The organism is Microbacterium sp. BR1 (genome assembly GCF_002812725.1).
Taxonomy (GTDB): domain Bacteria; phylum Actinomycetota; class Actinomycetes; order Actinomycetales; family Microbacteriaceae; genus Microbacterium.
The window spans coordinates 41124-67627 of sequence record NZ_NMUN01000003.1; the positions used below are offsets into that span (position 1 = coordinate 41124).

A 26504-nucleotide genomic window follows, 5' to 3' on the forward strand; every position below is an offset into this window, starting at 1 on the left:
GTGGGTGAAGACCATCCAGCTGCGCACGTACACGATCGTCGATGGAGAGTTCGACGCCTTCCTCGCCTGGTGGAAGGAATGGATGCCTCGGGTTCGGGCCGCCGCGGGATTCGATATCGAGTTCGCCTACGCGGTGCGCGAATCGAACCAGTTCGTCTGGGCCGTGAGCGCCCCGGGTGACGAGGCCGCGTTCGTCGAGCTCGAGACGACGTACATGGCATCGGATGGCCGGGCCGCAGCGTTCGCGGGTCAGCCGAAGCGTGTGGACGTCAGCGTGGTGACGTTCGTCGAGGCTCTCGCCTAGACCCGCCCCCGCGCCCGCGCCCCGCGGACGGCGCCGAGTGCACGACCTATTGCCGAGTGCACCACTTATTCGCCGTGCGCAACCCGTGCACTCGACGCTAAGTCGTGCGCTCGCCGCGCCCCGTCACGGGGGCGGCGCGCGGCGCTACGCTCGGGGGATGACCAAGGCGCTGTTCATCGTCGATGTCCAGAACGACTTCACCGAGGGTGGGGCCCTCGCCGTCGCCGGCGGTGATGCTGTCGCTGCGAAGATCACGGACTATCTCGAGACCCACGGCGACGAGTACGACGTCATCGTCGCCTCGCGTGACTGGCACGATCCCGACCACGACAACGGCGGTCACTTCCACCCCCAACCCGACTACATCGACACCTGGCCCGTGCACTGCGTCTCGGGCACCGAGGGCGCCGAGTACGACCCCGAACTCGACACCTCGCGCGTCACGCATCACGTCAGGAAAGGGCAGGGCATTCCCGCCTACTCGCTCTACGAGGGGACGGCAGACGATGGCAGCAACGTCGCCGAGCTCATCGAGGCGAACGGCGTGACCGACGTGGATGTCGTGGGTCTCGCCACCGACTACTGCGTGCGCGCCTCCGCCCTGGATGCCATCGCGCACGGTCGACACGTTCGGGTCCTGACAGACATGGTCGCCGGGGTGGCGGACGAGACGAGTGAGGCCGCGCTCGCCGAGCTGAAGCGGGCCGGAGCAGAACTGGTGTGACCGCGACCACCCGCACCCTCACGACCGGCAGGCGCCGGGGCATCCTGGTCGCCCTGTCGCTGATCGCGATCGTCGCGGTCTACGCGGTCTCGGTTGCGCTGTACGCGCTGGGCGGGCAGGTCACGGATGTCGATGCGGACGAACCCGAGAAGTGGGACGTCAAGCTCTCGGTCGTGCCGCAGTCGGTTGATGCCGTTCGCGACCGTGTCGCGGTCCGGATCGACGTGGAAAACCCGGGGCCGGCCGACAACGACTACGGGTTGACGGAAACCCTCGGCGTTCTCGTCAGCGGAGCCGACGGCGACCGGATGCTCGAGTTCGGGTCCAGCGGGGTGCCCTCGCCGGTCTCGGTCGAGCTGGTGACGGACGGTGTTGTCGAGCAGTGGCCGTTCGATTCGCACACGGGTGTGACGACGATCATCGCCTACCGGCTGGTCGACGGAGAGCCCCAAGCTCTCAGAACGTGGGTGACCGCCTCGGGCCGCGTGCCGGGGTGGAGCATCTCGGCGCACGAGGTCGATCTCGGGATGCAAGCCGAGTTCGACGGCGTGAGGGAAGACGTCGACGCGATGGAGATCACCGCCACACGGTCGGGGAGCACGATCACGTTCGGCATCGTGCTGCTCGGGCTCATGATCGTCATGCCGGTGCTCGTGCTGACCGTGGCGATCGCGGTTTATCGCGGGCGGCGGCGCGTTGAGGCATCCTTCATGAGCTGGATGGGCGCGATGCTGTTCGCGACGATTCCGCTGCGCACCTTCCTGCCCGGGTCGCCGCCGATCGGATCGTGGATCGACTTCTTGATCGTGTTGTGGGTGATCGTCGGACTCATCGGCGGGCTGGCGATCTACGTCGCGGCGTGGATGCGGTGGTCACCGGCGCCCGACGCGCCCCCGGAAGCCTCAGTCGGCGTGCCGCTCGAGGAACGCGTAGACCTCGGAGTCGTCGACGCCCGGGAAGGCGCCGCGCGGCAGGGGTGAGAACATCTGCATGTGGACCCGCGCCGAGGGCCACGACTTGCCCTCCCACCGGCTCGCCGTCTCGGGTGCGGGGCGACGGCAGCACGCCTCATCCGGGCACGTCGAGACGGCCCGGCTGGGGGTCTCGCGGCCGCGGAACCAGCGTGCGTCGTCGAACGGAACACCCACGGTGATCGAGAACTCACCATCGTTCGTGGTGCCGGTCTGCGTGGAACACCAGAACGTGCCCGCGGGCGTGTCGGTGTACTGGTAGTGCTCGGTCGCGCGATTCTGCTGCGCGAACGCCCCCCGCGCCGAGAACTTGCGGCACACGATCTGCCCCTCTACCGACCCCGTGACATCCATCGGCAGCGGTAGTCCGTCGTTCTCGTAGACGCGGTCGAGGGACCCGGTGTGCCCCACGCGCAAGAAGTGCAGCGAGATCCCGAGGTGCTTCGTGGCGAGGTTGGTCAGGCGCATCCCGGCCGCCTCGTGGGTCACACCGAAGGCGTCGCGGAAGTCCTCGACGGCGAGATTGCGGTCCTTCTTGGCCTGCTGGAGGAACGCCACGGCCGCGGTCTCGGGCATGAGGCAGCACGCGGCGAAATAGTTGATCTCGAGCCGCTGCTGCAGGAAGTCGGCGTAATCGGTCGGACGGGTGTGGCCCAGCAGGCGGTGCGCCATCGCCTGCAGCGCCATGGATCGCAGGCCGTGGCCGCCCGGGATCGAGGCGGGCGGCAGGTAGATGCGTCCGTGCTCGAGATCGGTGATGGAGCGGGTCGAGCTCGGCAGATCGTTGACGTAGATCAGCTCGAAGCCGAGACGCTCGGCCATGATGCTGACGGTTCGATGGGTCAGGGCACCCGACACGTGGCCGGCCGCCTTGAGCTGCTTCTCGGCGAGACGCTCGATCTCGGGCAGGTAGTTGTCCTGCTCACGCATCCGCAGCCGCAGCTCGGTGTTCGCCCGCCGTGCCTCTTCGGGGGTCGCGATGGCCTCACGCTCGCGCCGCTGGAGCTCCCGGTGCAGCCCGAGCAACGACTCGATCGTCTCGTCCGGCATGGTCTTGGTGACACGAACGGGCGCAACGCCGAGGCGACGGAAGGTGGGGCTCGCCTGGGCGCGCTCGAGCTCGATCTCGAGCGCCGCGCGGTGGTTCGGAGGCTCGCCCGAGATGAGGTCGGAGACATCCGTGTCGGTCGCGGCCGCAACCGCCTGCAGCAGCGACAGTTTCGGTTCGCGTTTGCCGTTTTCGATCAGGCTGAGTTGGCTTCCCGCGACGCCGACGAGGGCGCCGAGTTCGTCGAGGGTCAGCCCCTTGCGCAGGCGGTGGTGCCGGATGCGGTGACCGAGCGTCGTGAGTTCGAGTGCTGAGACGACCATTCCTTGATCATATCGAAAGAAACACGATTCTTTCGGCAATCTTTCTCGAGAAGACCCGCACCAATGCGGGTGAAATGGAGGACAGCCGAGAAAGTAGGAGAGCATCGTGGCCCTTGCCGAGACACTGAGTACCTCTATCGCTGGACCCCGTCGCGTGACCGACTTCGGGCAGCGCCCCACCAATCAGCCGGGCCTGGCCGAGCTCGTGGCGTGGGTGGACGAGGTCGCCGCGCTGACACAACCCGCTCGTGTGCACTGGGTCGACGGTTCACGTGCCGAGAACGACGCCCTGCTGCGCCAGATGGTGAGCGACGGGACCCTGATCCGGCTCAACCCCGAGTGGCGACCCGGCTCGTACCTGGCGCGTTCACACCCGAAGGACGTGGCGCGCACCGAAGCGCGCACCTTCATCGCCTCCGAGCGCGAAGAGGATGCCGGCCCCACCAACAACTGGGCAGACCCCGCCGAGATGCGCGGCACCATGAACACCATCTTCGCGGGCAGCATGCGCGGTCGGACGATGTACGTCGTCCCGTTCTCGATGGGCGCCGTCGGCGGGCCGCTCTCGCACATCGGCGTGCAGGTCACCGACAGCCCCTACGCGGTCGCCAGCATCGGCCTCATGACGCGTGTCGGCGCCGAGGTCACCGATCAGATTGCCGCGGGAGCCGCGTGGGTTCGCACGGTGCACTCGGTCGGTGCCCCGCTCGCGCCGGGTGAGAAGGACGTCCCGTGGCCCTGCAACGACGAGAAGTACATCGTGCACTTCCCCGACACGCTCGAAGTCTGGTCCTACGGGTCGGGATACGGCGGCAACGCGATCCTCGCGAAGAAGTGCTTCGCGCTGCGGATCGCCTCGGTCATCGGACGCGATGAGGGATGGCTCGCCGAGCACATGCTGCTCATCCGCGTCATCGACCCGCAGGGTCGCAAGTACCACATCGCCGCGGCCTTCCCCTCGGCCTGCGGCAAGACCAACCTGGCGATGCTGCGCCCCACCATCCCGGGCTGGCGCGTCGAGACGCTCGGCGACGACATCGCCTGGATCCGTCCCGGCGAGGACGGTCGGCTGTGGGCGATCAACCCCGAGGCCGGGTTCTTCGGCGTCGCGCCCGGTACGGGTGAGTCGACCAACGTCACGGCGGTCGAGACCCTGTGGGGCAACACGATCTTCACGAACGTCGCGCTGCGGCCCGACGGCGACGTCTGGTGGGAGGGCCTGACCGACGAGGCGCCGCCGCACCTCACCGACTGGGAGGGGAACCCCTGGACGCCGGCATCCGGGCGCCCCGCCGCGCACCCGAACTCGCGCTTCACCGTGAGCGCCGCGCAGTGCCCGCAGATCGCGCCGGACTGGGATGCTGCCGAGGGCGTACCCCTCGACGCGATTCTCTTCGGAGGTCGACGGGCGACGAACGTGCCGCTCGTGGTCGAGGCGACCGACTGGACGCACGGGGTGTTCATCGGATCGAACATCTCGTCCGAGCGGACCGCGGCCGCCGAGGGCACGGTCGGCGAGCTGCGCCGCGATCCGTTCGCGATGTTGCCGTTCTGCGGGTACAACATGGCGGACTACTTCGGTCACTGGCTGAAGGTCGGTCAGAACCTGCGGTTCGACCGCGCGCCGCGCATCTTCCAGGTCAATTGGTTCCGTCGCGGCACCGACGGCCGGTTCCTCTGGCCCGGATTCGGTGACAACTCTCGCGTCATCGAGTGGATCATCCGCCGGGTCCAGGGTGAGGTCGGGGCCGTCGAGAGCCCGATCGGCCGGCTCCCGCGCACGGAAGACCTGAACCTCGACGGGATCGACGTTCCCGAGGCCGACCTCGAGGAGCTCTTCGCGGTTGATCCGGCGACCTGGCAGGCAGAGGCCGACCTCACCGAGGAGTTCTACGGGACGTTCGAGGGTCGCGTGCCCGCGGCGCTGCAGGCAGAGCTGTCGGCGCTGCGCTACCGCCTGCGCACCTGACTCCCGGCCCACCCCGCGCGGCCGGCACTTGGGGCGCTGAATTCGTGTTGGGGCGCGGAGTATCACGCCCCGACGTTGGCGCGACGCCCCGGGTGGGCTCGGAGTGGCGGTTCGGCCGACGCCCCGGGCGCGATCGGTATCTGGGGCGCTGAATTCGTGTCGGGGCGCGGAGTATCACGCCCCGATGTCGGCGCGACGCCCCGGGTGGGTTCGGAGTGGCGGTTGGCCCGACGCCCCGGGCGCAACCGGCACTTGGGGCGCTGAATTCATGTTGGGGCGCGGAGTACCACGCCCCGACGTTGGCCCGACGCCCCGGGTGGGCTCGGAGTGGCGGTTTGCTCGACGCCCCGGGCGCGATCGGTATCTGGGGCGCTGAATTCGTGTTGGGGCGCGGAGTACCACGCCCCGACGTTGGCGCGACGCCCCGAGTGGGCCCGGAGTGGCGGTTGGGTCGACGCCCCGGGCGCGATCGGTATCTGGGGCGCTGAATTCGTGTTGGGGCGCGGAGTATCACGCCCCGACGTTGGCGCGACGCCCCGGGTGGGCTCGGAGTGGCGGTTCGCCCGACGCCCCGGGTGGGCTCGGAGTGGCCGTTGGCCCGACGCCCCGACCCGGGCGGGAGAGGCTCAGACGAGCAGCTGGTGCTTGGCGAGCTCGCGATACAGCGGCGTCGACACGACGAGCTCGGAGTGCGTGCCCTGACCGACGACGCGACCCTGGTCGAGCACGACGATCAGGTCGCTGTCGACCACCGTGGAGAGACGGTGCGCGATGACGAGCAGCGTGCGCCCCGTCGCGACCGCGTCGATCGCGTCGCGCATCCGCTGCTCGTTGACGCCGTCGAGGGATGACGTCGATTCGTCGAGCAGCAGGATCGGGGGAGCGGACAGCAGGGCCCGCGCGATCGCGAGCCGCTGACGTTCGCCACCCGAGAGCATGACGCCGTCCTCGCCGACGGGCGCCTGCAACCCCTTGGGGCTTCGCTCCAGCACGTCACCGAGGTTGACGGCGCGCAGCACGGCCTCGCACTCGGCGTCGGTCGCTTCCGGTGATGCCAGCCGGAGGTTGTCGGCGATCGTGCCGGCCAAGGTCGGGGCATCCTGTTCGACGTAACCGAACCGCGCGCGCAACTCGGCGCGCGGGAGGATACGGATGTCCGCTCCGTCGAGCTCGATCGAGCCGGCCGTGGGGTCGTAGAAGCGCTCGAGCAACGACAGCACGGTGCTCTTGCCGGCGCCGCTCGGCCCGACGAGGGCCACGCGGGCGCCGTGGGGCACGTCGAACGAGACACCGCGCAGCACTTCGCGTGCGGCCTCCTGCTCTGCGGCGTCCTGGATTTCGGCGGTCTCTTGAGCGGGCTTCTCCAGGTGCACCTCTTCGAGGAGGGTGCGGGCCGCCGCCGCTGCGGCGGCGCGGGCCGCTACGACGTCGTCCGGGTAGCGGAAGTGCACATTCCGGAACGCCAGCGCCGGCGCGACGGTCGACGACCCGGATGCCGGGGCATCCGCTCGCTCCAGATCGGCGGCGACGGCCTCGTCGTCCTGATCCTCGGTCGGCAGGTCCAGCACCTCTTGGATGCGGCCGAGCGCGCCGAGCGCTTGGTTCACGCTCGTGATGGCGCCGAACGTCGAACCGAGGGGGCCGATCAGCATGAAGAGGAAGATGATGAAGGTCACCAGGCTGGCGATGCCGATCGCCCCCGACGCAACGCGGAAGCCTCCGACACCGAGCACGACGAGCAGCGACACCTGCAGCGCGATCCCCGCGACCGGGACGACGAGGGCCGAGACCTTCGCGATCCGCACGCCCACGCCGTACGCCTCGGTCGCGAGCGACGAGACCTGTGCGATCTCGCGCTCGGTCGCACCGGACGCGCGAACCGTGCGGATGGATCCGACCGCGCGTTCGACCCCCGAGGCGAGTTCGCCGACCTTGACCTGCTGTTCGGTCGAGGCGGTGCGGATGCGTCCGCTCAGCAGCACCACGACGGTGACGGACACCCCGATGACGACGACGATCAGGCCGAGGAGAAGTGGATCGATGATCGCCATGGCGATGAGGGCACCGACGAAGATGAGCGCGCTGCCGATCGCGTCGGCGAGTCCCTGCGTCAGCACGGCGTAGAGCAGCGTGGTGTCGGTGCCGACGCGCGACACGAGGTCGCCCGTGCGCCGCGCGTCGAACTCGCTGATCGGCAGGTGCAGGATGCGTGATATCAGCTTGCGGCGGCTGGAGTAGACGACGGCCGTGCCCGTCCGCTGCAGGAGATAGTGCTGGTACCCCGAGATGACCGAGGACACGATGACGAAGCCGATCAACAGCCAGATGAGGGCTCCGAGCGGCACCTCGTTCTGCACCCGCTCGATGATCTGGCCGACGAGCAGAGGCTGGACGAGCGTCGCACCGGCGCCCAGCACGCTGAGGATCGCGACGACGACCAGGACCCTCTTGTGCTCGAACAGGAACGGAAGCAGCTGGCGGAAGGTCGCTCGCGGGCCCTCGGGTTGGGTACGGCGGCGGCCGCGGCCTCGGGTGCTGGTGGTGTCGGACATGGTGTTCCTTGTGGTGGGACGGGCGCCGAATCGCGCTACCTTCGACCGTACTTCGTGTCCTCGATCCGGGGCCTCCCCCGCAGGACCGATATTGGCGCGAATGTCGGCGCCAATATGTGCCCGTGCGGTACTGTCGAGGCACTGTCGTGAGTTGACACCGCGGTGACAGGGTCGTCGCCGCAGAAGAACAGGAGGTCGGTCTTGGTTTCTGTTGCACCCGATGTCGAGTCGGCGCCCGGCGCACGGGTTGACCTCACCCAGCAGATCCGCGAGGCCATCCTGGGCGGTGAATTCGCTCCCCAGCAACGCCTCATCGAGGCCGACATCAGCGAACGCTTCGACGCGACGCGCGCCGCCGTCCGCACCGCCCTTCTCAACCTGACGGGGGAGGGGCTCGTCGAGCGACTTCCGAACCGCGGCGCACGTGTCCGGGCCATCAGCGTCGACGAGGCGGTCGAGATCGTCGAGGTCCGGATCGGCCTCGAGTCTCTCGTCGCGCGCAAGGCGGCCGAGAGACGCACCGACGCCGATGCCGAGCAGCTGCGCAATCTGCGCGATCGCATTCGCGCCGCGGTCTCCGGCGGAGACCTGGTCGAATACGCGCGTCTCAATCAAGAGATGGATCGACGGATCCGCGAGATCAGCGGGCACGAGACCGCGAGGCAGCTGCTCGAGCGCCTGCGCGCCCAGTCCGCACGCCATCAGTTCCGGCTGGCCTTCCACCCGGGCCGCGCCGCCGAATCCGCACCCGAGCACGTGGCGATCATCGATGCCGTGCTGGCGCAGGACGCGGACGCCGCCGAAGCGGCGACACGCGCGCACCTCGAGGGCATCGTCGGCGTGCTGCGCCGCCTGGACTGAGACACACAGAAGAACGGCCCGGTCGAGAACTCGACCGGGCCGTTCTTTCGTGTTCAGGCTGGCGTTATCCGAACTGCTCGGCTTATCCGAACTGCTCGGCGGTCGCGTAGCCCTTGCCGTTGTACTTCTGGACGGTCACGCCGGAGATGGCCGGCTGCCCGTCCACCGTCGTGTCGATGGAAGCCCCCTCGAGCATCAGCGGTGCGGTGAAGTCCTTGATGGTGCGCAGCTGCTCCATGAAGTTCTCACGCGTCGGCTCCGTCATCTTGGCGAAGACCTGCTCGAGCGTCGCACCGATCTGGTAGCTCCACACGCAGTGCGGGAAGGCCGGGACATCCGGGTAATCCGCGTACTCGGCGAGGTTCGCCAGGAAGGCCGCGCCCTCTTCGCTCTCTGCGAAGGTGGGAGCGGACGCCGACTGCGCGAACGCGACGGTGTAGATGCCGGGGAACGCAACGGCGTTTCCGGGGGTGAGGATCGCGCCCGGGCTCGACGTGTTCGAGGGCAGGAACCAGCTGGGCAGCCAGCCGAGCTCCTGCGTCTTGAGCAGCGACGAGATGACGAGCGGCGTGATCGACATCGCGTTGAAGAACACGTCCGCGCCGGTGGCCGCGAGCTCGGTGAGCTGCGCGTTGACGTCGGTGTCGGTGGCCTCGTAGGTCAGTTCGTCGACGATCTCGATGTTGTCGGCGCCCTCGATGGCCTCCTTGAAGCCCTCGACGTAGCCCTCGCCGTAGTCGTCGTTCTGCGCCAGAATGGCGACCTTGTGGTCTTCGCTGGAGCTGGCGAGCAACTCACCGAACGCGGCGCCCTCGTTCTGGTAGATCGGCACGAAGCCGAGCTGCCATGGGCTTTCTTCCTCGTTGCTGAAGATCGGGTCGCCGGTCTGGATCAGCACCTGGGGCACCTCGTCGGCGATCGCGGCTTCGCGGTAGGCGCGGTTGGTCGGCGTGCCGAGGCCCGACGTCATCAGGAAGGCGCTGCTCTCGAGCTGCTGGAAGTTCGCGAGCGCCTTCTGCGGGTCGTACGCGTCGTCCAGGGCGTCGATCTTGACCTCACGGGTCTTGCCGTCGCCGAACTCCACGCCGCCCTCGGCGTTCTTCGCGCCGAACCATGCCGTGATGCCGGCAACCGTGCACGTACCGGGGCCCGCCGTGGCGCCGCTGAGCGGAGTGGTGATACCGAGCGTGATGCTCGTGTCGGTGATTCCGGGGCTGGCCTCGGCGGGTCCATCGCTGGACCCGCCGCCGTCGCCTCCGCGGGAGCACCCGGCGGCCAGGACGGCGACGATGCCGATGCCTGCAACGACCGAGGTGATCCGCGTCTTCTTGCGCAGTGTGCTCATGTCACGTGCCTCTCTTCTTCTGTCTGTGTGTTGTGTGATGCGGGGGAGGATGAAGTCGGTGGTGTGGGCTCGGGACTCACCGAGCCGCCGGGCCGTCCGCCGCCGCGCTTCCGACGCCAGAGGCGCGGGAGCGAGACGAGACCACCGGGCAGGATGAAGAGGATCAGCAGCAGGATCGCGCCCTGCAGGGCAGCGGTCAGGTTCGGGTCGATCAGGTTCGTCAGCTGGGGGGCGAGCACGTAGTACGCGCCTCCGAGGAGGGACCCGATGATGCTTCCCGCGCCGCCGATGACCATCGAGGCCAGGAGCGTGATGGAGTGTCCGAAGCTCATCGTCTCGGGCGACGTGTACTGCACGACGACCATGTACAGGAAGCCGGCGACGCCACCGATCAGCGAGGCGATCGTGAAGGCGAGCACCTTGTAGCGGTAGGGCGAGATCCCCATGGACGAGGCGACGGCCTCGTTGCTCTTCACGATTCCGAACGCCCGGCCGAACTTGCCGCGCACGAGGTTGCGCGTCAGCACGAAGGTCGCTGCGCCGATCACGATGACGATGTACAGCTGCCACTGGTCATCGAACAGTCCGGTCCATTCCGGAGCATCCGAGAACCGTGCCGACGTTCCCTGCGATCCGCCGGTGAACTCCGACAGGCGCTTCGCGAGGGGCACGCCGACGATCGGCAGGGCGATCGTGACCATCGCGATGGCGAGTCCGCCGAGTCGCGCCGCCGCCAGTGCGACGAGAAGTCCCGCGATACCGGGGATCAGCACGGCGAGCAGGAAGACCAGGACGATGTTCCAGTCGTTGTTCACGCCGTACGCGGTGACGTAGGCGCCGACTCCGACGAAGAAGATCTGTCCGAGCGATACCTGCCCGGTGTAGCCCATGACGACGTTGAGGCCGAGGACCGCGACGGCGAAGACGCCGATACGCGCGATCGTCTGGTTGGCGAACTCCGGCAGGACCAGCGGCGCCACGAGCAGGACGACCGCGATGAGCACGACACCGCCCCAGCGGACCCACGGATTGTTCTTGAGACTTGCTGCCTGCGCCATCACACTCGCACCACGTCTTTCCGGCCGAAGAGACCCTGGGGGCGGACGATCAGCACGACGAAGATCAGGATGAACGGCACCGCGATCTTCAGGTCGTATCCGATGATCGGGACGTAGACGGCGGCGAGGTTCTCGAGGATGCCGATGGCCCACGCGGCGATCACCACGCCGATGGGACTCGACATCCCGCCCAGGATGACGGCGGCGAGTGCGTATACGAGCGCCGTGTCCATCATTCCGGGCGTGAGGGTGAGCTGCGGGGCGATCAGTGCGCCCGCCACGGCGCCGAGAACGGCCGCGAGGCCCCATCCGGTCATCAGGAGCCGACCGACGGGCAGGCCCGAGAACGACGCAGATTGCGGGTTGCTCGCCACGGCGCGCAACGCGAGACCGAGCTTCGTGCGCAGGAAGAGCAGCTGCAGGAGGAGCATGATCCCGACGATCACGAGCGTCGTGCCGATCGAGCGCACGCTGACGACGGCGCCGAGGATGTTGATGCTGTCGAGGGGGAAGAGCGACGGGAACTGGAGGTTGTTGTAGCTCCAGATCCAGCCGCAGATTCCCGTGATGAGGGTGAGTAGACCCACCGTCACGACGATCGCGGTGTCGGGCTCGCCGCCCTCGAAGCGACGCATCAGGAAGCGCTCGATGACCGCCCCGAGCAGGAACGACACGATGACCGAGGCGATGATCGCGACGATCAGCGGCAGCCCGAGCTGCAAGAAGGCGTAGGCGAAATAGGCCGAGAGCACGGCCATCCCGCCCTGCGCGAAGTTGATGAGCCCCGTGGCCTGGTTCACCAGCACGATCGCGAGCGCGAGCGCCGCGTAGATCGAGCCGGCCGACAGGCCGTCGATGACGAGTTGGACGAAGGTACCCATCGCTCAGCCTCCCAGGTAGGCGCGGCGGATCTCGTCCATGCCCTTGAGCTCGGACGAGGTTCCGGTGAGGACGTTCCTGCCGGTCTCGAGCACGGTGGCCGAGTCGACGAGGCTGAAGGCGAGGTTGGCGTTCTGCTCGACCACGAGCATCGCGATTCCGGACTCGCGGCGCAGGCGCGCGATCGCGTCGTAGACGTTGCGCGCGGTGCTCGGGGCGAGTCCGAGGGATGCCTCATCGAGCAGCAGTAGTCGGGGTCGCGCCATGAACGCCCGGCCGACGGCCAGCATCTGCTGCTCGCCGCCCGAGAGCGCGGCCGCGTGAGAGCCGATCCGATCCTTCAGCTGGGGGAAGAGTTCGAGGCAATAGTCGATGTCTTCGGCGATCGCCTTGCGGTCCTTCCGCAGATACGACCCGACGCGCAGGTTGTCGCGGACGGAGAGCTGCCCGAGCGTGCCGCGCCCCTCGGGGACGTGTGCGATGCCGAGGGCGGCGACCTGATCCGGCCGCATGCCGCTGATCTCGCGCCCGTCGAACCGGATGCTGCCGCCGGTCCGCACGATGCCGCTGATGGCTCGGAGGGTCGTGGTCTTACCCGCTCCGTTCGCGCCGAGGATGCCGACGGCACCGCCATCGGGAACGCTCAGCGAAACGCCCTCCAGCACCTGGACGGAGCCGTACCAGGCCGTGACGTCGACCAGCTCAAGCAGCGTCATCCGCGGATTCCTTTCCGATGTACGCCTCGATCACGCGGGGGTCGGACTGCGCTTCGGCGGCCGTGCCCTCCATGAGCTTGCGTCCGTGGTCGAGGACGACGACGCGGTCGGTGAGCGCCGAGATGAGGCCCATGTGGTGCTCGACGATGACGATCGTGATGTCTTCTTCGTCGCGCAGCCGCCGGACCGTGGCGATGAACTGCTCCACCTCGCCGTGCGACAGGCCGGCCGCGGGCTCGTCGAGCAGCAGCAGACGCGGGCGCGAGATCAGGGCGCGGCAGAGCTCGATGCCCTTGTGCAGCCCGTGCGACAGTTCGTCCGCCGGAAGGTCCGCGGCCCAGCCGAGTCCGTTGCGCTCGAGCAGAGCACGCGCCTCGATGCGCAGGTCGCGCTCGGCGCGGGGCGTCGGGGGCAGACGCAGCGACCACGAGATCGGGCCGCGCGGAAGTCGCGAGTGCCCACCGAGCAGGACGTTCTCGAGGACGCTCGAGTGCAGCTGCAGCGCCGGGTGCTGGAACGTCCGTGCCAGCCCGAGGGCCGCCAGGCTCGACGGCCGGGTACCGAGGATCTCGGTGTCGTCGATCTTGATCGATCCCGAGGTGGGGCGGTAATGACCACTGATGCAGTTGAACAGCGACGTCTTGCCCGCTCCGTTGGGGCCCACGAGCCCGAAGATCTGGCCGGGCTCGACGGTGAAGCCGACGTCCTCGAGCACGCGGACGCCGCCGAAGCGCAGGTTCACCTCGTTCAAGGTCAGCTGAGCCGCCATCGCTACCGTCCTCGTCGTCGCACCATTGCACTCAGCGGGTCGGGCCCCGCCTGAGGGACGTTACGGACCGACACCCGCATTGTCAACGATTTTGGTGTGAGTCCGACGTGTCGTGTCGTGATTGTGATTCCACTATCGAAACCGGACTATTGACAGACCGAATTCCTATGAACGGAATTCGCGAACACATCTCGTCCGGCTCCTGCCTACCATGAGGCTTCCTCCACAGGAAGGTCGAAGATGACATCCGAATCCCTCGCCCAGGCGATCGCTCGAGCCGGCGGAGCCGTCGAACTGCTCCGCAACCAGAACTGGCCCGCCTTCACGTTCCCGGTGGCGCCCGAGTTCACCAACTGGCGTGACGAGCAGCGCGCGTGGAACACCACGGTCGCGCTCATGGACCAGTCGCACCACATGACGCAGCTCTTCCTCGGTGGCGACGACCTGATCCCCCTGCTCGAATCGATCTCGCCCAACACGTTCGCCACCTTCCGGCCGGGCGTGGCGAAGCAGCTCATCTCGGTCAACCAGGACGGCTACCTGATCGGTGACGGCATCCTGTTCTACAACTCGACCGAGCGTGAGGGTCTCGTCCTGATCGGGCACCACCTGCTCATCGACTGGGTACGCTTCAACGTCGAGAAGGCCGAGGCCGCGGGCAAAGACGTCCACCACCGCCTCGAGGGCAACTCGCACATGCGCCAGGGCCCGCCGACCTTCTATCGCTACGAGCTGCAGGGTCCGGCCGCGAACGAGGTCATGGAGAAGCTGTTCGGCGGTCCCGTGCCCGAGGTCAAGTTCTTCCACATCGGCGACTTCACGATCGCGGGCCGTGCGGTCAAGGGTCTGCGCCACGGCATGGCGGGACAGCCCGGGTTCGAGTTCTTCGGGCCGTGGGCCGACAACGAGGTCGTGCTGGACGCGATCCTCGAGGCCGGGGCCGAGTTCGGCATCCGACGGGTCGGCGCGAAGGCCTATTCGGCGACGCCGCTCGAGGCGGGCTGGGTGCCGACGCCCTTCCCCGCGATCTTCGACGACGACCTCGCCGAGTACCGCGAATGGCTGCCCGCCGACCGGGCCGGATCGATCGCCGGGTCGCTCTTCTCCGACGACATCCACGACTACTACATGACGCCGTACGACCTGGGCCTTGGGCGCTCGGTCCGCTTCGACCACGACTTCCACGGTCGCGAGGCGCTCGAGCGGCACAGGGAGTCGCAGAAGCGCCACAAGGTCACGCTGCTCTGGAACGCGGAGGACGTCGCGGACGTGGTGCGTTCGCAGGTCGAGCCGGGCGTTCCGGCCAAGTTCCTCGACTTCCCGAAGGGTCGCTACGGGCTCTACCAGATGGACGAGGTGCGCCTCGACGGCAAGCCGGTCGGCATCTCGACCGACGCGGGCTACGTCGCGTTCGACCAGTTGTACATGTCGCTCGCGACCCTCGATGTCGACATCCCCGACGGCGCTGTTGTCGAGGTGGTGTGGGGCGAGGACCCGATCTCGCGCAAGGTCTCGGTCGACGCCACTCACCGGCAGGTGCGGATTCGCGCAACGGTCGCGCCCGCGCCGTTCCACGACTGGGCCCGCACGGTCTACCGCGCGAACGACTGAGGCGCGCGTGGGCTAGCATGGCGCCCGTCCTCGACGAAGCTGCGGGGACGTCGCGTCGAGGAGGATGCCCATGGCCCGCGGATCCGCAGGTGAGTCCGTGCTGCACAAGCACCTGCGCATCCTGGAGTCGTTCGACGCATGGCATCCGTTCCTCACGCTCACCGAGATCGCGGAGGCCACGGGACTCGCGCCCTCGAGCGTGCACCGTCTGATCGGCGAGCTCGAGCGCGAGGGGCTGCTGGAGCGGCAATCCGATCGCACCTACCGTCTGGGCGTGCGGCTCTGGGAGTTCGCGAGCCGCACGCCGGGGGCGGTCGGCCTGCGCGAGATCGCCCGTCCCTGGCTGGGCGCGGTGCACGAGCGCGTCCGCCAGCACGTTCAGCTCGGTGTGCGCGCGGGCCGCGATGTCCTGTTCATCGAACGGATGTCGGCGCAGGACGCCGTGCTCAACGCCACGCTCATCGGCGGACGCATCCCGCTGTTCGCGTCGTCGAGTGGACTCGTGCTCGCGGCCTTCGGGGATCCGTCCGTCGTCGAGGACGTGATCGCCGCGGGCCTCCGCCCCTACACCGAGCACACGCTGGTCGACCCCGCCGCGCTCCGGCGCGAACTGCGGCGCGTGCGGGCCGACGGATTCTCGGTCACCTCGGGACACATCCACGCCGAGTCCCGCGGCATCGCCGTGCCGGTGACGGGGCCGGACGGTTCGGTGTACGCCGCCTTGAGTGTGGTCGTGCCGAACGACGGCGCGTCACCTCAACCGCACATCGATCTGCTGCGCCGCGCCGCGGTCGGCGTCTCACACGATCTCGCCCGGGCATACATGCCCGACGAGGACGATGGATCCCGGGGCATCCGCTCGCTCGTCGGATCCTCGCGCCGATCGATCGAATACCTGGAACGCCTCGCCCATGACCCCCACGATCCGCCCCCGCTGCCCCGGGTATCCTGACGGGAGTCATGACCAGAATCGCGATCATCGGCCTGGGTGAAGCCGGCCGTCTCTACGCCGCGGGCCTCTCGCGGGCGGGGGCCGAGGTTCGCGGCTACGACCCGTACCACGACGCGCGTGCGAGCGTCGACGGCGCTGTGATCGATCAGCGCGACGGGCTCGGTGACGCAGTGACGGGGGCCGACGTCGCGTTGAGTCTGGTCGGCGCGGCGGCGGCGCTCGACGTCGCGGCGGAGGTGCTGCCGCATCTCGGCGGCGACGCGGTCTTCGCCGATCTGAACACCACCTCACCCGACACGAAGCTCGAGATCGCGCGATTGGGCGATGCGGCCGGGGTGCCGATGGCGGACGTCGCCGTTCTCGCGCCCGTGCTCCGGGATGCGCACCGGACCGCGCTGCTCGCGAGCGGGGGAGGGGCGGACGCGTTCGCCGTCTTCATGTCTCCGTTCGGCGTGCCGATCACGGTCGTGCCCGGCGCGGCGGGCGAGGCCGCCCGTATGAAGCTGCTGCGGAGCGTGTTCATGAAGGGTCTCGCGGCGCTCGTGATCGAGAGCCTGGGCGCCGCCCGCGCCTCCGGCTCCGAGGAATGGCTGCGCGATCGCATCGCGCAGGAGCTCGGCGAGGGCGGCGCGGCTCTGGTCGATCGGCTCGTCACGGGCTCGTACGAGCACGCGCCGCGCCGCGCACAAGAGGTGCGCGCCTCCCTCGCCGAACTCGAGGCATCCGATCAACCCGCCGACATGACGCGAGCGACCCTGGCGTGGTTCGAGCGGATCCTCGCCGAGCGAGGCTCCGCCCGGCTCGACTGACCTACTCCAGCGCGTCGACGATCGTGAAGCCCGCACCGTTGTATTTCTGAACGACGACCGTGCTCATGGCCGGTCGGTCGTCGGATGTCGTGTCGATCACGCCGCCATCGAGCAGGAACGGGGCCGGGTAGTCGCTGATCGACCGCAGCGCTTCCATGAAGCTCTCGCGCGTCGGCTCCTCCATCTTCGCGAACGCCTGTTCGAGAACCGAGGCGCCGATCCAGCTCCACAAGCACTGCGGGAAGCTCGGGACGCCGGTCTGCGCCGTGTACTCCGCGAGCGCGTCGAGGAACGGGCCGCTGTTGGGGTCATCGGTGAACAGCGGCGAGCCCGCAGTCATCGACGATGCGGTCGTGTAGATCCCGGGGAAGGCGCCCGCCACGCCGGAGGGGACGAGGAAGGCCGCGGGGCTCGCCGAGACGGAGGGGAGGAACAGGCTGGGGTGCCAGCCGATCGTGTCGGCCTGCTGCAGCGAGCCGATCACGAGAGGCGCAAGCGACGACATGGCGTTGAAGAAGACATCAGCGCCGGTCGAGGCGAGGTCGGTGATCTGCGCGTTGACATCGGTCGAGGTGGCTTCGTAGCCGAGCTCTTTGACGATCTCGACGTTGTCCGCTCCCTCGATCGCGGCCTTGAAACCCTCGACGTAGCCCTGGCCGAAGTCGTCGTTCTGGAAGAGGATGGCGACTTTGTGATCACCGGGCGAGCTGGCCAGCAGCTCGCCGAATGCCTCGCCCTCCTGCTGATAGATCGGAAGCAGTCCCAGCTGCCACGGGCTCTCTTCGCGGTTGCTGAAGAGCGGGTCACCCGTCTGCAGCAGGACCTGCGGGAATTCCGCATCGATCGCGGCCTCGCGCCAGGCCCGGTTCGTGGGCGTTCCCAGGCTCAGGGCGGCGGCGAACGCGCCGTCCGCCTGCATCTGCTGGAAGTTCGCCAGCGCGCGCTGGGGGTCGTACCCGTCGTCGTACGCCTTGAACTCCACGGTGCGCGTCTTGCCGTCGCCGAACTCGATGCCGCCCGCGGCGTTCTTCGCCTCGAAGTAGGCCAGGCCGCCGTCGACGGCGCAGTTGCCGACGCCGGCGGCGTTTCCCGTGAGCGGGGCCGTCGTGCCGATCGTGATCGTTGTATCGGTGATACCGGGGCTCGCCTCGACAGAGCCATCGGATGCTGCGCCCGTTCCCGCACCCCCTCGGGCGCATCCGGTCACTGTCAGGGCAATGACACCGATCGTGGCGAGCGTCGCGTATGCGCGTCGCGAGGAACCTGAGATCTTCATCGAGCTGTGCCTCTCGTGGTGGTGACGCTCATCCCGTCCTGGTCTTCGCTGACCGCGACGGTTGTCGATGGCGCCTCGACCGCGTCCGTCGTTGCGGAGCGCGGCCGGGATGTGGATCCGCGTCCATCCTGTGGGCGTGCGTTTCGCCGGTCAAACAGAACAATGCGAGGAAGATGCACGATTTTGGCGTGCTATACAGTGGGGCGCATGGTCACCGACGACCCGCAACTCGAGGCACAGCTCACGCGCGGCGAACTGACGTTTCGGCAACTCGCCCACTTCGTCGCGGCCGCAGAGGCGGGCACGATCAGCGGTGCCGCGAAGCGCCTTCGATTCTCGCCCTCGGCCATCTCGGCGTCCATCACCGAGCTCGAGCGGGCGCTCGGAGCCGAGTTGTGCGTGCGGCGCCGCGCACAGGGGGTCACACTCACGTCCACCGGAACCCTCGTCCTCGAGAAGGCGCGCAGGCTGCTCGAGGACGTCGCCGAACTGAACTACGCCGTGCAGGGCGGCGGGACCGAACTCGTCGGACCCCTCGTGGTCGGGTGCTTCGCGACTCTTGCCCCCGCAGTGCTGCCCCGCATCCTCGAGGAATACGAGGCCCGGCACCCGCGGGTATCCATCGACTTCGTCGTCGGCGCGCAGGACGAGTTGAGTGCTGCGCTGAGATCGGGAGCCATCGACGCCGCCATCATGTACGACATGGGAGGGCTCGACGCACTCGAGTCCTTCGAGCTGTACGTTGCCCGGGGATACGCCCTCTTCGGCGCCGGCCATCCGTTCGCGGCGAAGCGTGAGGTCACGCTCGAAGAGTTGGCCAACCTGCCACTCGTGCTGTTCGATCAGACACCGAGCACCCGGTACGCGATGTCGATGTTCGAGGCACGGGGCCTCGTGCCCCGCGTCCGCCACCGCACCCACGCGTTCGAGCTCACGCGGTCGATCGTGGCGCGATCCGATTCTGCCTATGCCGTGCTCGTGCAGCGTCCCGCCAACAAGCTGAGCTACGAAGGACTGGATCTGGTCGAGCGAGAGATCGTACCCGCACCACCGTCGGTCAACGTCGTGTTTGCGTGGGCGCGCGGAGTCGAGTTGTCGTCGCGCGCGCGGGCACTCGCTGATCTGGTCAGGCGCCAGTATGAGGTTCCCGCTCAATAACACGCCTCAGGCGTGCTTTATCGTCAGATTGTTCTGTTTGACCGCATAAGACGCGGGTGTTGAGGATGGACGCAACACTCACCCAGTCACCGCAGCATCGACGCTGCGGGAGAGGCGGCACTGATGACCACCACCCTGAACCCCACCGGCGCGCCGCGCGTCGCCCCTTCCCCCGCTCTCACGGCGGACGACGTCATCTCAGCGGCCGAGGGAATGATCCCTCTGCTCCGCGAGCGAGCGAGCGAGGTCGATCGCGACCGACGCATCCCGCAGGACACGTATCGACGACTGGGCGACGTCGGCCTTCTGCACGTGCTCAAGCCCAAGAAGTACGGCGGGCTCGAGCTCAGCGAACACGAGCACGCGCGCATCGCGATGAATCTGGCGCGCGGTTGCGCGTCGACCGCCTGGGTCTTCTCGATTCTCAGCTCCGACAACATGGCGATCCTCGCATTCCCGGAAGAGGTCCAGGACGAGATCTGGGGAGCGGACACCTACGCCACGCTCGCCGGTAACACCAACCTCAACCCGAAAGCCGTCGTGAAGAAGGTCGACGGCGGCTACCTGTTGACCGGAAAGTGGGGCTTTTGCAGCGGCTCGGACTTCTCCGAGTGGCTGATCTTCAACGCCCCCGTGGGAGAGGACGGCGAGGGGTACATGTTCCTCGTGCCGCACGACGAGGCCGAGACGATCGACGACTGGCATCCCACCGGCATGCGCGGCACCGGCAGCCGCTCGATGTCCGTGACCGAGGTGTTCGTTCCGGAGCATCGTGTCCAGCGCACGGCCGACACGGTGCGGAAGCTCAAGGAACGTCGATCGATGCACCCCACGTTCGACACGATGTACGCGACCTGGCCCTCGCACGGGCGTTTCCCGTTCGCCTCGTGCGCGGTCGGCGCGGCCTGGGGGGCGGCCGAGTACTTCACCGAGACCGTCGGGTCGTCGACGCGCGTCGCGAACGCCCTCGGCGGGTCCGTCAGCCTCGCCGAGCAGGAGTTCGTCGCGACGGAGTTCGCCCAGGCGCAGGGCGACATCCAGATGGCGCGGCTGCTGATCGAGAAGCGCAGCTTCGAGGCATCCGAGCGCGCCCGCATGCGCGAAGAATCCAGCGAGGCGGACACCGCCCGCGAGGCGCGCGACAACGCCCTCGTCACGCGGACGGCACTGCGGTCCGCACAGCAGATATTCTCGCTCGTGGGTGCCCGCGCGGGCAACGCCGAGCACCCGATCTCGCGCGCCAAGCGCGATATCGAGATGATCTCGCATCACGTGACCCTGAACTGGCGCCAGAGCGCGATCCGCTATCTCGCGTCCGTCTCATCGTCGGAGTCGGTCGCGCCGTGATCAACGCGGACGACTTCAAGGCCGCGTTCCGCTCCCACCCGGCGGGTGTGGCGCTGATAACCGCGGACGCGCACGGCGTGCCGATCGCGCTCACCGCTTCGTCGGTGTCGGCCGTCAGCGCCGATCCGCCGCTGCTGATGTTCTCGGTGTCGGTGCACAGCTCGAGCGCGGTCGTGCTCCGCCTCGCCGACACGGTCGTGGTGCACCTGCTGTCGGCCGACAACCTCGACCTGGCGGTGCTCGGCGCGACGAGCGGCATCGATCGGTTCTCCGACACCGAACGGTGGCGGAGACTGGAAACGGGTGAGCCCGTCTTCGATGACGCGCACACGTGGCTGCGTGCGCGCATCCTGCACCGGATCGACGCGGGTGGATCGACGGTCTTCGTCGGCACCGCGATCGAGTCCCGGCTCGCGCGAGAGGGCAGCGGTGGCGGCGCGGAGGGGCTCGTCTACCAGAACCGCACGTGGCACCGCTTGAGCGCCGAGTCGGTAGCGGATCCCGCCGACCTGATCCGAGAGAGCGTGCGGTAGACGACGGAATCTCGCGTAATCGAAGAAAGGCCCGCACCCGTGAAGGGGTGCGGGCCTTTCGCTTTCAGGCTTAGAGCTGTCCGGTCGAGCGCCAGCCGCCCTGGTACTCCTGGCGAGCGGTTACGGCATAGGGGACCGGGCTGACGACCGCGCGGACCGCGATCTGCTCGTGCGGCTGGACGGTGGTCTTGGCGGATCCGCCGTTCGGCTCGCCCCAGACGACCTTCAGTTCGGTGCCGATGGGCACGTCGCGGTCGACGGTCGCGAGCGAGAGGCCGCGCTTCTCGTTCGCGGTCACACCGGTGAACAGCGACAGGCCGACGTTGTTGCCTTCGGCGTCGATCACCGCGTCGTAGTTCGACGAGCCGTAGTTGGCGTTCGGCAGGTCGAAGAACTGGTAGCCGACGCCCTCGCGGTCGATGACGCTCGTCAGGATCCTCTTCAGATCCTCGTCGTTCCAGGCGAGCGTGACCTTCTTGCGCTGCGTCTCGGGGTCGATCTTCTCGAGTGCGTCGCGGCCGATGAAGTCGTGGTCGAACTTCACGAACGAACCGTAGCCGAGCTCCCACGGGCTGAGGTAGTAGTCCTCGATGTTGTCGGAGACGAACGAGCCGGCGAGCGCGTTGATCGCCTCGTAGCTGTTCGCGGGCAGCCACTCGCGGTAGCCGCGCTCGGCCTCGCTCGAGTAGATGGCGGGCAGCGGCGAGGGGATCCAGCCCGACTCGAGCGTGTTCGAGGAGTAGGCGCGCGAGCCGCAGGGCTCGATGCCGAACTCGGCACCGGCCTCGAGGATCGCCTGGCGGATCTTTCCGTGCTGCTCGTACGGGCCCCAGAGCTCGAGCCCGGGTGCGCCGGCCATGCCGTGGCGGAGGGTGTGGACCTTCTCGCCCGCGATCGTCAGCTCGCCCATGTGGAAGAACTTGACCTTCTCGAGCTCGCCGCCGTTGAGCTTCTCGATGATCGGCCAGGCGTTCGGCCCCTGGATCTGGAAGCGGTAGTACTTGCGCGACACGGCCTCGCCGTAGGGGCGCGACGGGGAACGGTCGTCGTAGGTGACGTCGACCTTGTAGCCGCCGGTTTCGGCGTGGTACTGCAGCCAGTTCGCGCCCGGGGCACGACCGACGTACACGTAGTCGTTCTCGCCCTCGCGGAACAGGATGCCGTCACCGATCACACCACCGTTGGACGCGGTCGGCACGAACTGCTTGGCCGTGTTGACGGGAAAGTTCGTGAAGCTGTTGATGCCGGTCTCGGCGAGCAACTTCAGGGCGTCCGGGCCCGAGACGAAGAGGTTGACCATGTGGTGCGTCTGGTCGAACAACACCGCCGCTTCGCGCCACGCGATCTGCTCGCGGCGCCAGTTCGAGAACTCGGCCGGCACGACGGGGTAGATGTACGTGCCGAGCTTCGAGTTGCGCAGCATCTCGACGGTGTTGCCCGCCTCGTCGAGTACCTGCTGCAGATTGCTGGCCATGGTTATTCCTTTCAACATCTTTGTCGTGTGGTCCTGATGGTACGGAGGGCATATCACTATGTCCAGAGGGATTCAGCGTCGCCAGAATTGTAACCAATATCTTGACCATCGCGCTAGTGGTGTGATTCGCTGTCCAGACAAGACAGGAGTCCCCTATGGCAGAGACCACCCCTTCACTTCTTGTCGTCAGCGCTCACGCGGGCGATTTCGTGTGGCGTGCGGGCGGCGCGATCGCCGCCGCGACCCTGCGGGGCGAGCGGGCAACCGTGGTGTGCCTTTCTTATGGCGAGCGCGGTGAATCCGCGAGCCAGTGGCTCGCCGGCAAGCCGCTCGACGAGATCAAGGCCATCCGGCGGGACGAGGCTGCGGCCGCAGCGGCGGCCCTCGGCGCTGAGATCGAGTTTCTCGACCTCGGCGACTACCCGCTGATCGAGTCGCCCGAGGCGGTGGAGAAGCTCGTGGACGTCTACCGCCGCGTGCAGCCGACGGTCGTGCTGACGCATCCGCTCGCCGATCCCTACAACGGTGACCACCCCGCCGCGGCGCGGATGGCGCTGCAGGCACGCGTGCTCGCACAGGCGATCGGCGTGGCGAATTCGGACGGCTCGTTCCCGACGAAGGACGAGATCATCGGCGCTCCGCCCGTGTTCTTCTTCGAACCGCACCAGCCCGAGCAGTCGGACTTCAAGCCCAACGTGCTGCTCGACATCACCTCGGCCTTCCCCCTCAAGCAGAAGGCGATGGAGTGCCTGCCCGCGCAGAAGCACATGTGGGACTACTACACGTCCCTCGCCGTGCGCCGCGGCGTGCAGGTCAAGCGCAACGCGGGACCGAACCTCGGGCTGCCCGTCGACACGATGGGTGAGGCGTACATGCGCTATTACCCGCAGGTCACGGACGTGCTGGTATGACCGGCACGCAGCAGACCGGCCTCGTCGTGACCGACGTCGCCCGAGCCGACCCCGCGACGATCGACGCCCTCGGCGTGCACGGCGTCGCGACGGTCCACGAGGCGATGGGGCGCATCGGCCTCGTCGGGGCGGACATCCGTCCGATCCAGGATGGTTCGCGCATCGCCGGTTCGGCGGTCACGGTGCTGTCGTGGCCCGGCGACAACCTCATGATCCACGTCGCCATCGAGCAGTGTCGGCCCGGCGACATCCTGGTCGTCTCGACGACGTCACCCTCGGTCGACGGCGCGTTCGGCGAGCTGTTCGCGACCGCGCTCGCGCAGCGAGGTGTGCGCGGGCTCGTCACGACGACGGGCGTGCGCGACGTCGTCGACCTGCGCGACATGGGATTCCCGGTGTGGTCGAGCGCGATCAACGCCCAGGGCACCGTGAAGGCGACGGCCGGTTCGGTCAATGTTCCGATCGTCGTCGGGGGAGTCGTCGTGCGGGCGGGAGATGTCGTCATCGCCGACGACGACGGGGTGATGTGCGTTCCCCGTGCCGACGCCGCACGTGTGCTCGCGGCATCCGACTCCCGCGTGGAGAAAGAGGCGGCAGACCGTGCTGCCTATCAGGGCGGCGAGTTGAGCCTGGATCGCAAGGGACTTCGCGATGTCTTCCGCGAACTCGGTGGACGCTATGTGAGCGAAGCGGAGTACGAGGCGGAGCATGGCGGGCGCTGACGGCATCCGCTGCATGCTCATGCGGGGCGGCACCTCGAAGGGCGCCTACTTCGTCGCGGATGACGTGCCGGAGGACCCCGCGGAGCGCAACGACCTGATGCTGCGGGTCATGGGCAGCCCCGATCCGACCCAGATCGACGGACTCGGGGGAGCGCACCCGCTCACGAGCAAGGTCGCGATCGTCTCGCGATCGAGCGAACCCGGTATCGACGTCGATTACCTGTTCCTGCAGGTCGTCGTCGACAAGCCGATCGTCAGCGATGCGCAGACCTGCGGCAATCTGCTCGCGGGGGTCGGACCCTTCGCGATCGAGCGGGGGCTGATCGAAGCGCGCGACGGTGAGACCCCGGTGCGCATCCGCATGCTGAACACGGGGGATGTCGCAACCACACGCATCCACACGCCCGGGGGAGTCGTCGACTACGACGGGGACTTCTCGATCGACGGCGTGCCGGGGATCTCGTGCGCGATCGAACTCGAGATCGGGGGAGACTCCCCCCTGTTCCCGACGGGGAACGTCGTCGACGAGATCGCCGGGCACCGCGTCACCCTGATCGACAATGGCATGCCCGTCGTGCTCCTGCGGGCGGACGAGTTCGACGTGACGGGGGACGAGACGCCCGAAGAACTCGAGTCGCGCCCCGACCTCGCCCGACAGATCGAAGAAATCCGCCTCCGGGCGGGCGCGCTGATGGGACTCGGGGATGTCTCGGCGCAGACGGTGCCGAAGATGTTCCTGCTGTCGGCGCCACGCAAGGGTGGCGCGATTTCGACGCGGGCGTTCATTCCGTCGCGCATACACACGTCGATCGGTGTGCTGATGGCGGCATCCGTCGCCGCCGGCATCCGCATCCCGGGCGCCGTCGGCTCCGACCTGGCCGTCGAGGCCGAATCCGACCCGACCCTGATCGAGCACCCCACCGGCGCCTTCCCCGCGCGGGTCGCCGTCGAGCGACGCGCCGACGGCGTCTGGTACGGCACGTCCGTCTCGGAGCGCACGGCCCGCAAGATTTTTGACGGCACCGTGTTCCCCCGGCCGCGCCGGTAACCCTGCAAGATTCGACATCAGAAACGTCAGAGAGGACACCCCCATGGCCCGCACCGAGAACTTCGACATCGCCCACCTGGGCGCCGTCGAGCTGTTCACCCCCAAGTTCGAAGAGAGCCTGTGGTTCTTCCGCGACCTGCTCGCGATGCGCGAGGTCGCCCGCATCGGCGACTCGGCGTACCTGCGCTGCTGGGACGAGTACCAGCTCTACACGATCAAGCTCACCGCCTCCGACACGAACGGCGTCGGCCGCTCGCTCTACCGCGCGTCGAGCGAGGAGGCACTCGAGCGCCGGGTCGCGGCGATCGAGGCCGCTGGGCTCGGCCACGGTTGGCGCGATCCCGAGGTCGGCGTCGGTCGTTCCTACGAGTTCGAGGACCCGGATGGCCACCTCATGGCCATCTACTACGACACCGAGCACTACGTGCCGGACGAGAAGGACACCCCGGCGCTGAAGAACCAGGCCTCGGCGTTCCCGGGCCGCGGCGTGAACGTGCGCCGCATGGACCACATCAACTACCTCGCCGCCGATGTCACCAAGGCTGGCGAGTTCTGGCGCGACGTCATGGGCGCGCGCGAGTCCGAGCGCGTCGTGAAGGACGAGGGCGGATACGCGGCGTGGTGGTTCCGATTCGCGCAGAAGTCGTACGACGTCGTGTACTCCGAGGACTGGACGGGAACCCGCGGCCGCTTCCACCATTTCGCCCTCGCCCCGGACACGCGCGAGGACATTCTGAAGGCCGCCGACATCTTTCTCGAGAACAAGGTCTACATCGAGTACGGCCCTTACAAGCACGCCATCAACCAGACGTTCTTCCTGTACGTCTGGGAGCCCGGCGGCAACCGCATCGAGTTCGCCAACGCGGGCGCGCGTCTGATCCTCGACCCGGACTGGCCGGTCGTGGAGTGGACGGCAGCCGAGCGCGCCAAGGGTCAGGCCTGGGGCATGAAGACGGTCGCGACCTTCCACACGCACGGCACGCCGTTCGTCGAGAACCAGGAAGAGATCGACCGCGCAGCCCTCGAGGGTCGCAAGCTCTGACGGAGCCCGCCAGCGTACATCTCGAAGGAAGAATTCGTTCGGAACGCCCGGGAATGCATGATTTCCGGGGTCGAGGGAACGGATTGTCCTTCGAGATGTTCG

Annotated in this window: 24 protein-coding genes; 15 read left to right on the plus strand and 9 right to left on the minus strand. The window is 68.0% G+C overall.

Features of this window, described 5'->3' with window-relative positions; genetic code table 11:
* Nucleotides 1–4 precede the first annotated feature (4 nt).
* The 3 genes from CGU35_RS02925 (at nucleotide 5) to CGU35_RS02935 (ending at nucleotide 2008) form a co-directional block, all read left to right on the plus strand.
* On the plus strand, nucleotides 5–304 hold the full coding sequence (locus tag CGU35_RS02925; RefSeq protein ID WP_100810138.1) for a hypothetical protein: 300 nt from the start codon (nucleotides 5–7) through the stop codon (nucleotides 302–304).
* A 157-nt stretch (nucleotides 305–461) separates the two neighbouring features.
* Nucleotides 462–1028 (plus strand): isochorismatase family protein, encoded by a 567-nt coding sequence (locus CGU35_RS02930; RefSeq protein WP_100810139.1) that lies wholly within the window; start codon nucleotides 462–464, stop codon nucleotides 1026–1028.
* Nucleotides 1025–2008 carry a DUF4436 family protein gene (locus tag CGU35_RS02935; protein ID WP_100810140.1) on the plus strand — a complete coding sequence of 328 codons (984 nt, stop codon included), beginning with the start codon at nucleotides 1025–1027 and terminating at the stop codon, nucleotides 2006–2008. Before CGU35_RS02930 ends, CGU35_RS02935 begins: the two co-directional genes overlap by 4 nt.
* Here CGU35_RS02935 and CGU35_RS02940 read toward each other — a convergent pair.
* Nucleotides 1931–3370, minus strand: a complete 1440-nt coding sequence (locus CGU35_RS02940; protein WP_100810141.1) for an XRE family transcriptional regulator — start codon at nucleotides 3368–3370, stop codon at nucleotides 1931–1933. The two genes, CGU35_RS02935 and CGU35_RS02940, sit on opposite strands and share 78 nt — an antisense overlap.
* A 154-nt stretch (nucleotides 3371–3524) precedes the next feature.
* Here CGU35_RS02940 and CGU35_RS02945 point away from each other — a divergent pair, with 154 nt between their 5' ends.
* Entirely contained in the window at nucleotides 3525–5339 is a 1815-nt protein-coding gene (locus CGU35_RS02945) for a phosphoenolpyruvate carboxykinase (GTP) (protein ID WP_232711145.1), read from the plus strand.
* Between the two features lie 626 nt (nucleotides 5340–5965).
* Here CGU35_RS02945 and CGU35_RS02950 read toward each other — a convergent pair.
* A complete protein-coding gene (locus tag CGU35_RS02950) occupies nucleotides 5966–7891 on the minus strand; it encodes an ABC transporter ATP-binding protein (protein ID WP_100810143.1) in 1926 nt (641 codons plus the stop codon).
* A 201-nt stretch (nucleotides 7892–8092) separates the two neighbouring features.
* On the opposite strand from CGU35_RS02950, the gene CGU35_RS02955 reads away from it, so the two are divergent.
* Nucleotides 8093–8752: a GntR family transcriptional regulator gene (locus tag CGU35_RS02955; RefSeq protein ID WP_100810144.1), complete on the plus strand. Its 660-nt coding sequence runs from the start codon at nucleotides 8093–8095 to the stop codon at nucleotides 8750–8752.
* An 82-nt stretch (nucleotides 8753–8834) separates the two neighbouring features.
* On the opposite strand, the gene CGU35_RS02960 is transcribed toward CGU35_RS02955, so the two are convergent.
* From CGU35_RS02960 to CGU35_RS02980, 5 genes are read right to left on the minus strand one after another with little or no spacing between them, the layout of a single operon-like run.
* Entirely contained in the window at nucleotides 8835–10097 is a 1263-nt protein-coding gene (locus tag CGU35_RS02960) for an ABC transporter substrate-binding protein (protein ID WP_100810145.1), read from the minus strand.
* A complete protein-coding gene (locus tag CGU35_RS02965) occupies nucleotides 10094–11155 on the minus strand; it encodes a branched-chain amino acid ABC transporter permease (protein WP_100810146.1) in 1062 nt (353 codons plus the stop codon). Before CGU35_RS02965 ends, CGU35_RS02960 begins: the two co-directional genes overlap by 4 nt.
* Nucleotides 11155–12036 carry a branched-chain amino acid ABC transporter permease gene (locus CGU35_RS02970; RefSeq protein ID WP_100810147.1) on the minus strand — a complete coding sequence of 294 codons (882 nt, stop codon included), beginning with the start codon at nucleotides 12034–12036 and terminating at the stop codon, nucleotides 11155–11157. Before CGU35_RS02970 ends, CGU35_RS02965 begins: the two co-directional genes overlap by 1 nt.
* A 3-nt stretch (nucleotides 12037–12039) precedes the next feature.
* Nucleotides 12040–12750, minus strand: a complete 711-nt coding sequence (locus CGU35_RS02975) for an ABC transporter ATP-binding protein (protein ID WP_100810148.1) — start codon at nucleotides 12748–12750, stop codon at nucleotides 12040–12042.
* Nucleotides 12737–13519, minus strand: a complete 783-nt coding sequence (locus CGU35_RS02980) for an ABC transporter ATP-binding protein (protein ID WP_100810149.1) — start codon at nucleotides 13517–13519, stop codon at nucleotides 12737–12739. The genes CGU35_RS02975 and CGU35_RS02980 overlap by 14 nt, the downstream gene beginning before the upstream one ends.
* 240 nt (nucleotides 13520–13759) lie before the next feature.
* Between CGU35_RS02980 and CGU35_RS02985 the strand changes: the two genes are divergently transcribed.
* The 3 genes from CGU35_RS02985 (at nucleotide 13760) to CGU35_RS02995 (ending at nucleotide 16891) form a co-directional block, all read left to right on the plus strand.
* Entirely contained in the window at nucleotides 13760–15130 is a 1371-nt protein-coding gene (locus tag CGU35_RS02985; RefSeq protein ID WP_100810150.1) for an aminomethyltransferase family protein, read from the plus strand.
* A 70-nt stretch (nucleotides 15131–15200) separates the two neighbouring features.
* Nucleotides 15201–16082 (plus strand): IclR family transcriptional regulator, encoded by an 882-nt coding sequence (locus tag CGU35_RS02990; protein WP_100810151.1) that lies wholly within the window; start codon nucleotides 15201–15203, stop codon nucleotides 16080–16082.
* Nucleotides 16083–16090: 8 nt separating this feature from the next.
* Nucleotides 16091–16891: a DUF1932 domain-containing protein gene (locus CGU35_RS02995; protein ID WP_100810152.1), complete on the plus strand. Its 801-nt coding sequence runs from the start codon at nucleotides 16091–16093 to the stop codon at nucleotides 16889–16891.
* 1 nt (nucleotide 16892) lies between these two features.
* Here the strand turns inward: CGU35_RS02995 and CGU35_RS03000 are convergent, their stop codons facing one another.
* Nucleotides 16893–18167 carry an ABC transporter substrate-binding protein gene (locus tag CGU35_RS03000; protein ID WP_100810153.1) on the minus strand — a complete coding sequence of 425 codons (1275 nt, stop codon included), beginning with the start codon at nucleotides 18165–18167 and terminating at the stop codon, nucleotides 16893–16895.
* A gap of 207 nt (nucleotides 18168–18374) precedes the next feature.
* Between CGU35_RS03000 and CGU35_RS03005 the strand changes: the two genes are divergently transcribed.
* From CGU35_RS03005 to CGU35_RS03015, 3 genes are all read left to right on the plus strand, one after another.
* A complete protein-coding gene (locus CGU35_RS03005; protein WP_181003445.1) occupies nucleotides 18375–19325 on the plus strand; it encodes a LysR family transcriptional regulator in 951 nt (316 codons plus the stop codon).
* Between the two features lie 123 nt (nucleotides 19326–19448).
* A complete protein-coding gene (locus tag CGU35_RS03010; RefSeq protein ID WP_100810155.1) occupies nucleotides 19449–20672 on the plus strand; it encodes an acyl-CoA dehydrogenase family protein in 1224 nt (407 codons plus the stop codon).
* On the plus strand, nucleotides 20669–21205 hold the full coding sequence (locus CGU35_RS03015) for a flavin reductase family protein (protein WP_308455396.1): 537 nt from the start codon (nucleotides 20669–20671) through the stop codon (nucleotides 21203–21205). The genes CGU35_RS03010 and CGU35_RS03015 overlap by 4 nt, the downstream gene beginning before the upstream one ends.
* 70 nt (nucleotides 21206–21275) lie before the next feature.
* Here the strand turns inward: CGU35_RS03015 and ligM are convergent, their stop codons facing one another.
* Nucleotides 21276–22679: a vanillate/3-O-methylgallate O-demethylase gene (gene ligM, locus CGU35_RS03020; RefSeq protein ID WP_100810156.1), complete on the minus strand. Its 1404-nt coding sequence runs from the start codon at nucleotides 22677–22679 to the stop codon at nucleotides 21276–21278.
* Between the two features lie 155 nt (nucleotides 22680–22834).
* On the opposite strand from ligM, the gene CGU35_RS03025 reads away from it, so the two are divergent.
* The 4 genes from CGU35_RS03025 to CGU35_RS03040 are packed head-to-tail and all read left to right on the plus strand — an operon-like array spanning nucleotide 22835 to nucleotide 26402.
* Nucleotides 22835–23590 carry a PIG-L deacetylase family protein gene (locus CGU35_RS03025; RefSeq protein ID WP_100810157.1) on the plus strand — a complete coding sequence of 252 codons (756 nt, stop codon included), beginning with the start codon at nucleotides 22835–22837 and terminating at the stop codon, nucleotides 23588–23590.
* The gene (locus tag CGU35_RS03030; RefSeq protein ID WP_100810158.1) at nucleotides 23587–24312 is read left to right on the plus strand and encodes a 4-carboxy-4-hydroxy-2-oxoadipate aldolase/oxaloacetate decarboxylase; all 726 of its coding nucleotides are present in this window, start codon (nucleotides 23587–23589) and stop codon (nucleotides 24310–24312) included. The genes CGU35_RS03025 and CGU35_RS03030 overlap by 4 nt, the downstream gene beginning before the upstream one ends.
* On the plus strand, nucleotides 24299–25360 hold the full coding sequence (locus tag CGU35_RS03035; protein WP_100810159.1) for a 4-oxalomesaconate tautomerase: 1062 nt from the start codon (nucleotides 24299–24301) through the stop codon (nucleotides 25358–25360). The genes CGU35_RS03030 and CGU35_RS03035 overlap by 14 nt, the downstream gene beginning before the upstream one ends.
* A 43-nt stretch (nucleotides 25361–25403) precedes the next feature.
* On the plus strand, nucleotides 25404–26402 hold the full coding sequence (locus tag CGU35_RS03040; RefSeq protein ID WP_100810160.1) for a VOC family protein: 999 nt from the start codon (nucleotides 25404–25406) through the stop codon (nucleotides 26400–26402).
* Nucleotides 26403–26504: the final 102 nt, after the last annotated feature.

Bases quoted from the DNA above. Each gene is read 5' to 3' on its own strand.
- CGU35_RS02930 (WP_100810139.1), top strand. From the start codon at position 462: ATGACCAAGGCGCTGTTCATCGTCGATGTCCAGAACGACTTCACCGAG.
- CGU35_RS02940 (WP_100810141.1), bottom strand. From the start codon at position 3,370: ATGGTCGTCTCAGCACTCGAACTCACGACGCTCGGTCACCGCATCCGG.
- CGU35_RS02950 (WP_100810143.1), bottom strand. From the start codon at position 7,891: ATGTCCGACACCACCAGCACCCGAGGCCGCGGCCGCCGCCGTACCCAA.
- CGU35_RS02960 (WP_100810145.1), bottom strand. From the start codon at position 10,097: ATGAGCACACTGCGCAAGAAGACGCGGATCACCTCGGTCGTTGCAGGC.
- CGU35_RS02965 (WP_100810146.1), bottom strand. From the start codon at position 11,155: ATGGCGCAGGCAGCAAGTCTCAAGAACAATCCGTGGGTCCGCTGGGGC.
- CGU35_RS02970 (WP_100810147.1), bottom strand. From the start codon at position 12,036: ATGGGTACCTTCGTCCAACTCGTCATCGACGGCCTGTCGGCCGGCTCG.
- CGU35_RS02975 (WP_100810148.1), bottom strand. From the start codon at position 12,750: ATGACGCTGCTTGAGCTGGTCGACGTCACGGCCTGGTACGGCTCCGTC.
- CGU35_RS02980 (WP_100810149.1), bottom strand. From the start codon at position 13,519: ATGGCGGCTCAGCTGACCTTGAACGAGGTGAACCTGCGCTTCGGCGGC.
- CGU35_RS02985 (WP_100810150.1), top strand. From the start codon at position 13,760: ATGACATCCGAATCCCTCGCCCAGGCGATCGCTCGAGCCGGCGGAGCC.
- CGU35_RS02990 (WP_100810151.1), top strand. From the start codon at position 15,201: ATGGCCCGCGGATCCGCAGGTGAGTCCGTGCTGCACAAGCACCTGCGC.
- CGU35_RS02995 (WP_100810152.1), top strand. From the start codon at position 16,091: ATGACCAGAATCGCGATCATCGGCCTGGGTGAAGCCGGCCGTCTCTAC.
- CGU35_RS03000 (WP_100810153.1), bottom strand. From the start codon at position 18,167: ATGAAGATCTCAGGTTCCTCGCGACGCGCATACGCGACGCTCGCCACG.
- CGU35_RS03005 (WP_181003445.1), top strand. From the start codon at position 18,375: ATGGTCACCGACGACCCGCAACTCGAGGCACAGCTCACGCGCGGCGAA.
- CGU35_RS03010 (WP_100810155.1), top strand. From the start codon at position 19,449: ATGACCACCACCCTGAACCCCACCGGCGCGCCGCGCGTCGCCCCTTCC.
- ligM (WP_100810156.1), bottom strand. From the start codon at position 22,679: ATGGCCAGCAATCTGCAGCAGGTACTCGACGAGGCGGGCAACACCGTC.
- CGU35_RS03025 (WP_100810157.1), top strand. From the start codon at position 22,835: ATGGCAGAGACCACCCCTTCACTTCTTGTCGTCAGCGCTCACGCGGGC.
- CGU35_RS03030 (WP_100810158.1), top strand. From the start codon at position 23,587: ATGACCGGCACGCAGCAGACCGGCCTCGTCGTGACCGACGTCGCCCGA.
- CGU35_RS03035 (WP_100810159.1), top strand. From the start codon at position 24,299: ATGGCGGGCGCTGACGGCATCCGCTGCATGCTCATGCGGGGCGGCACC.
- CGU35_RS03040 (WP_100810160.1), top strand. From the start codon at position 25,404: ATGGCCCGCACCGAGAACTTCGACATCGCCCACCTGGGCGCCGTCGAG.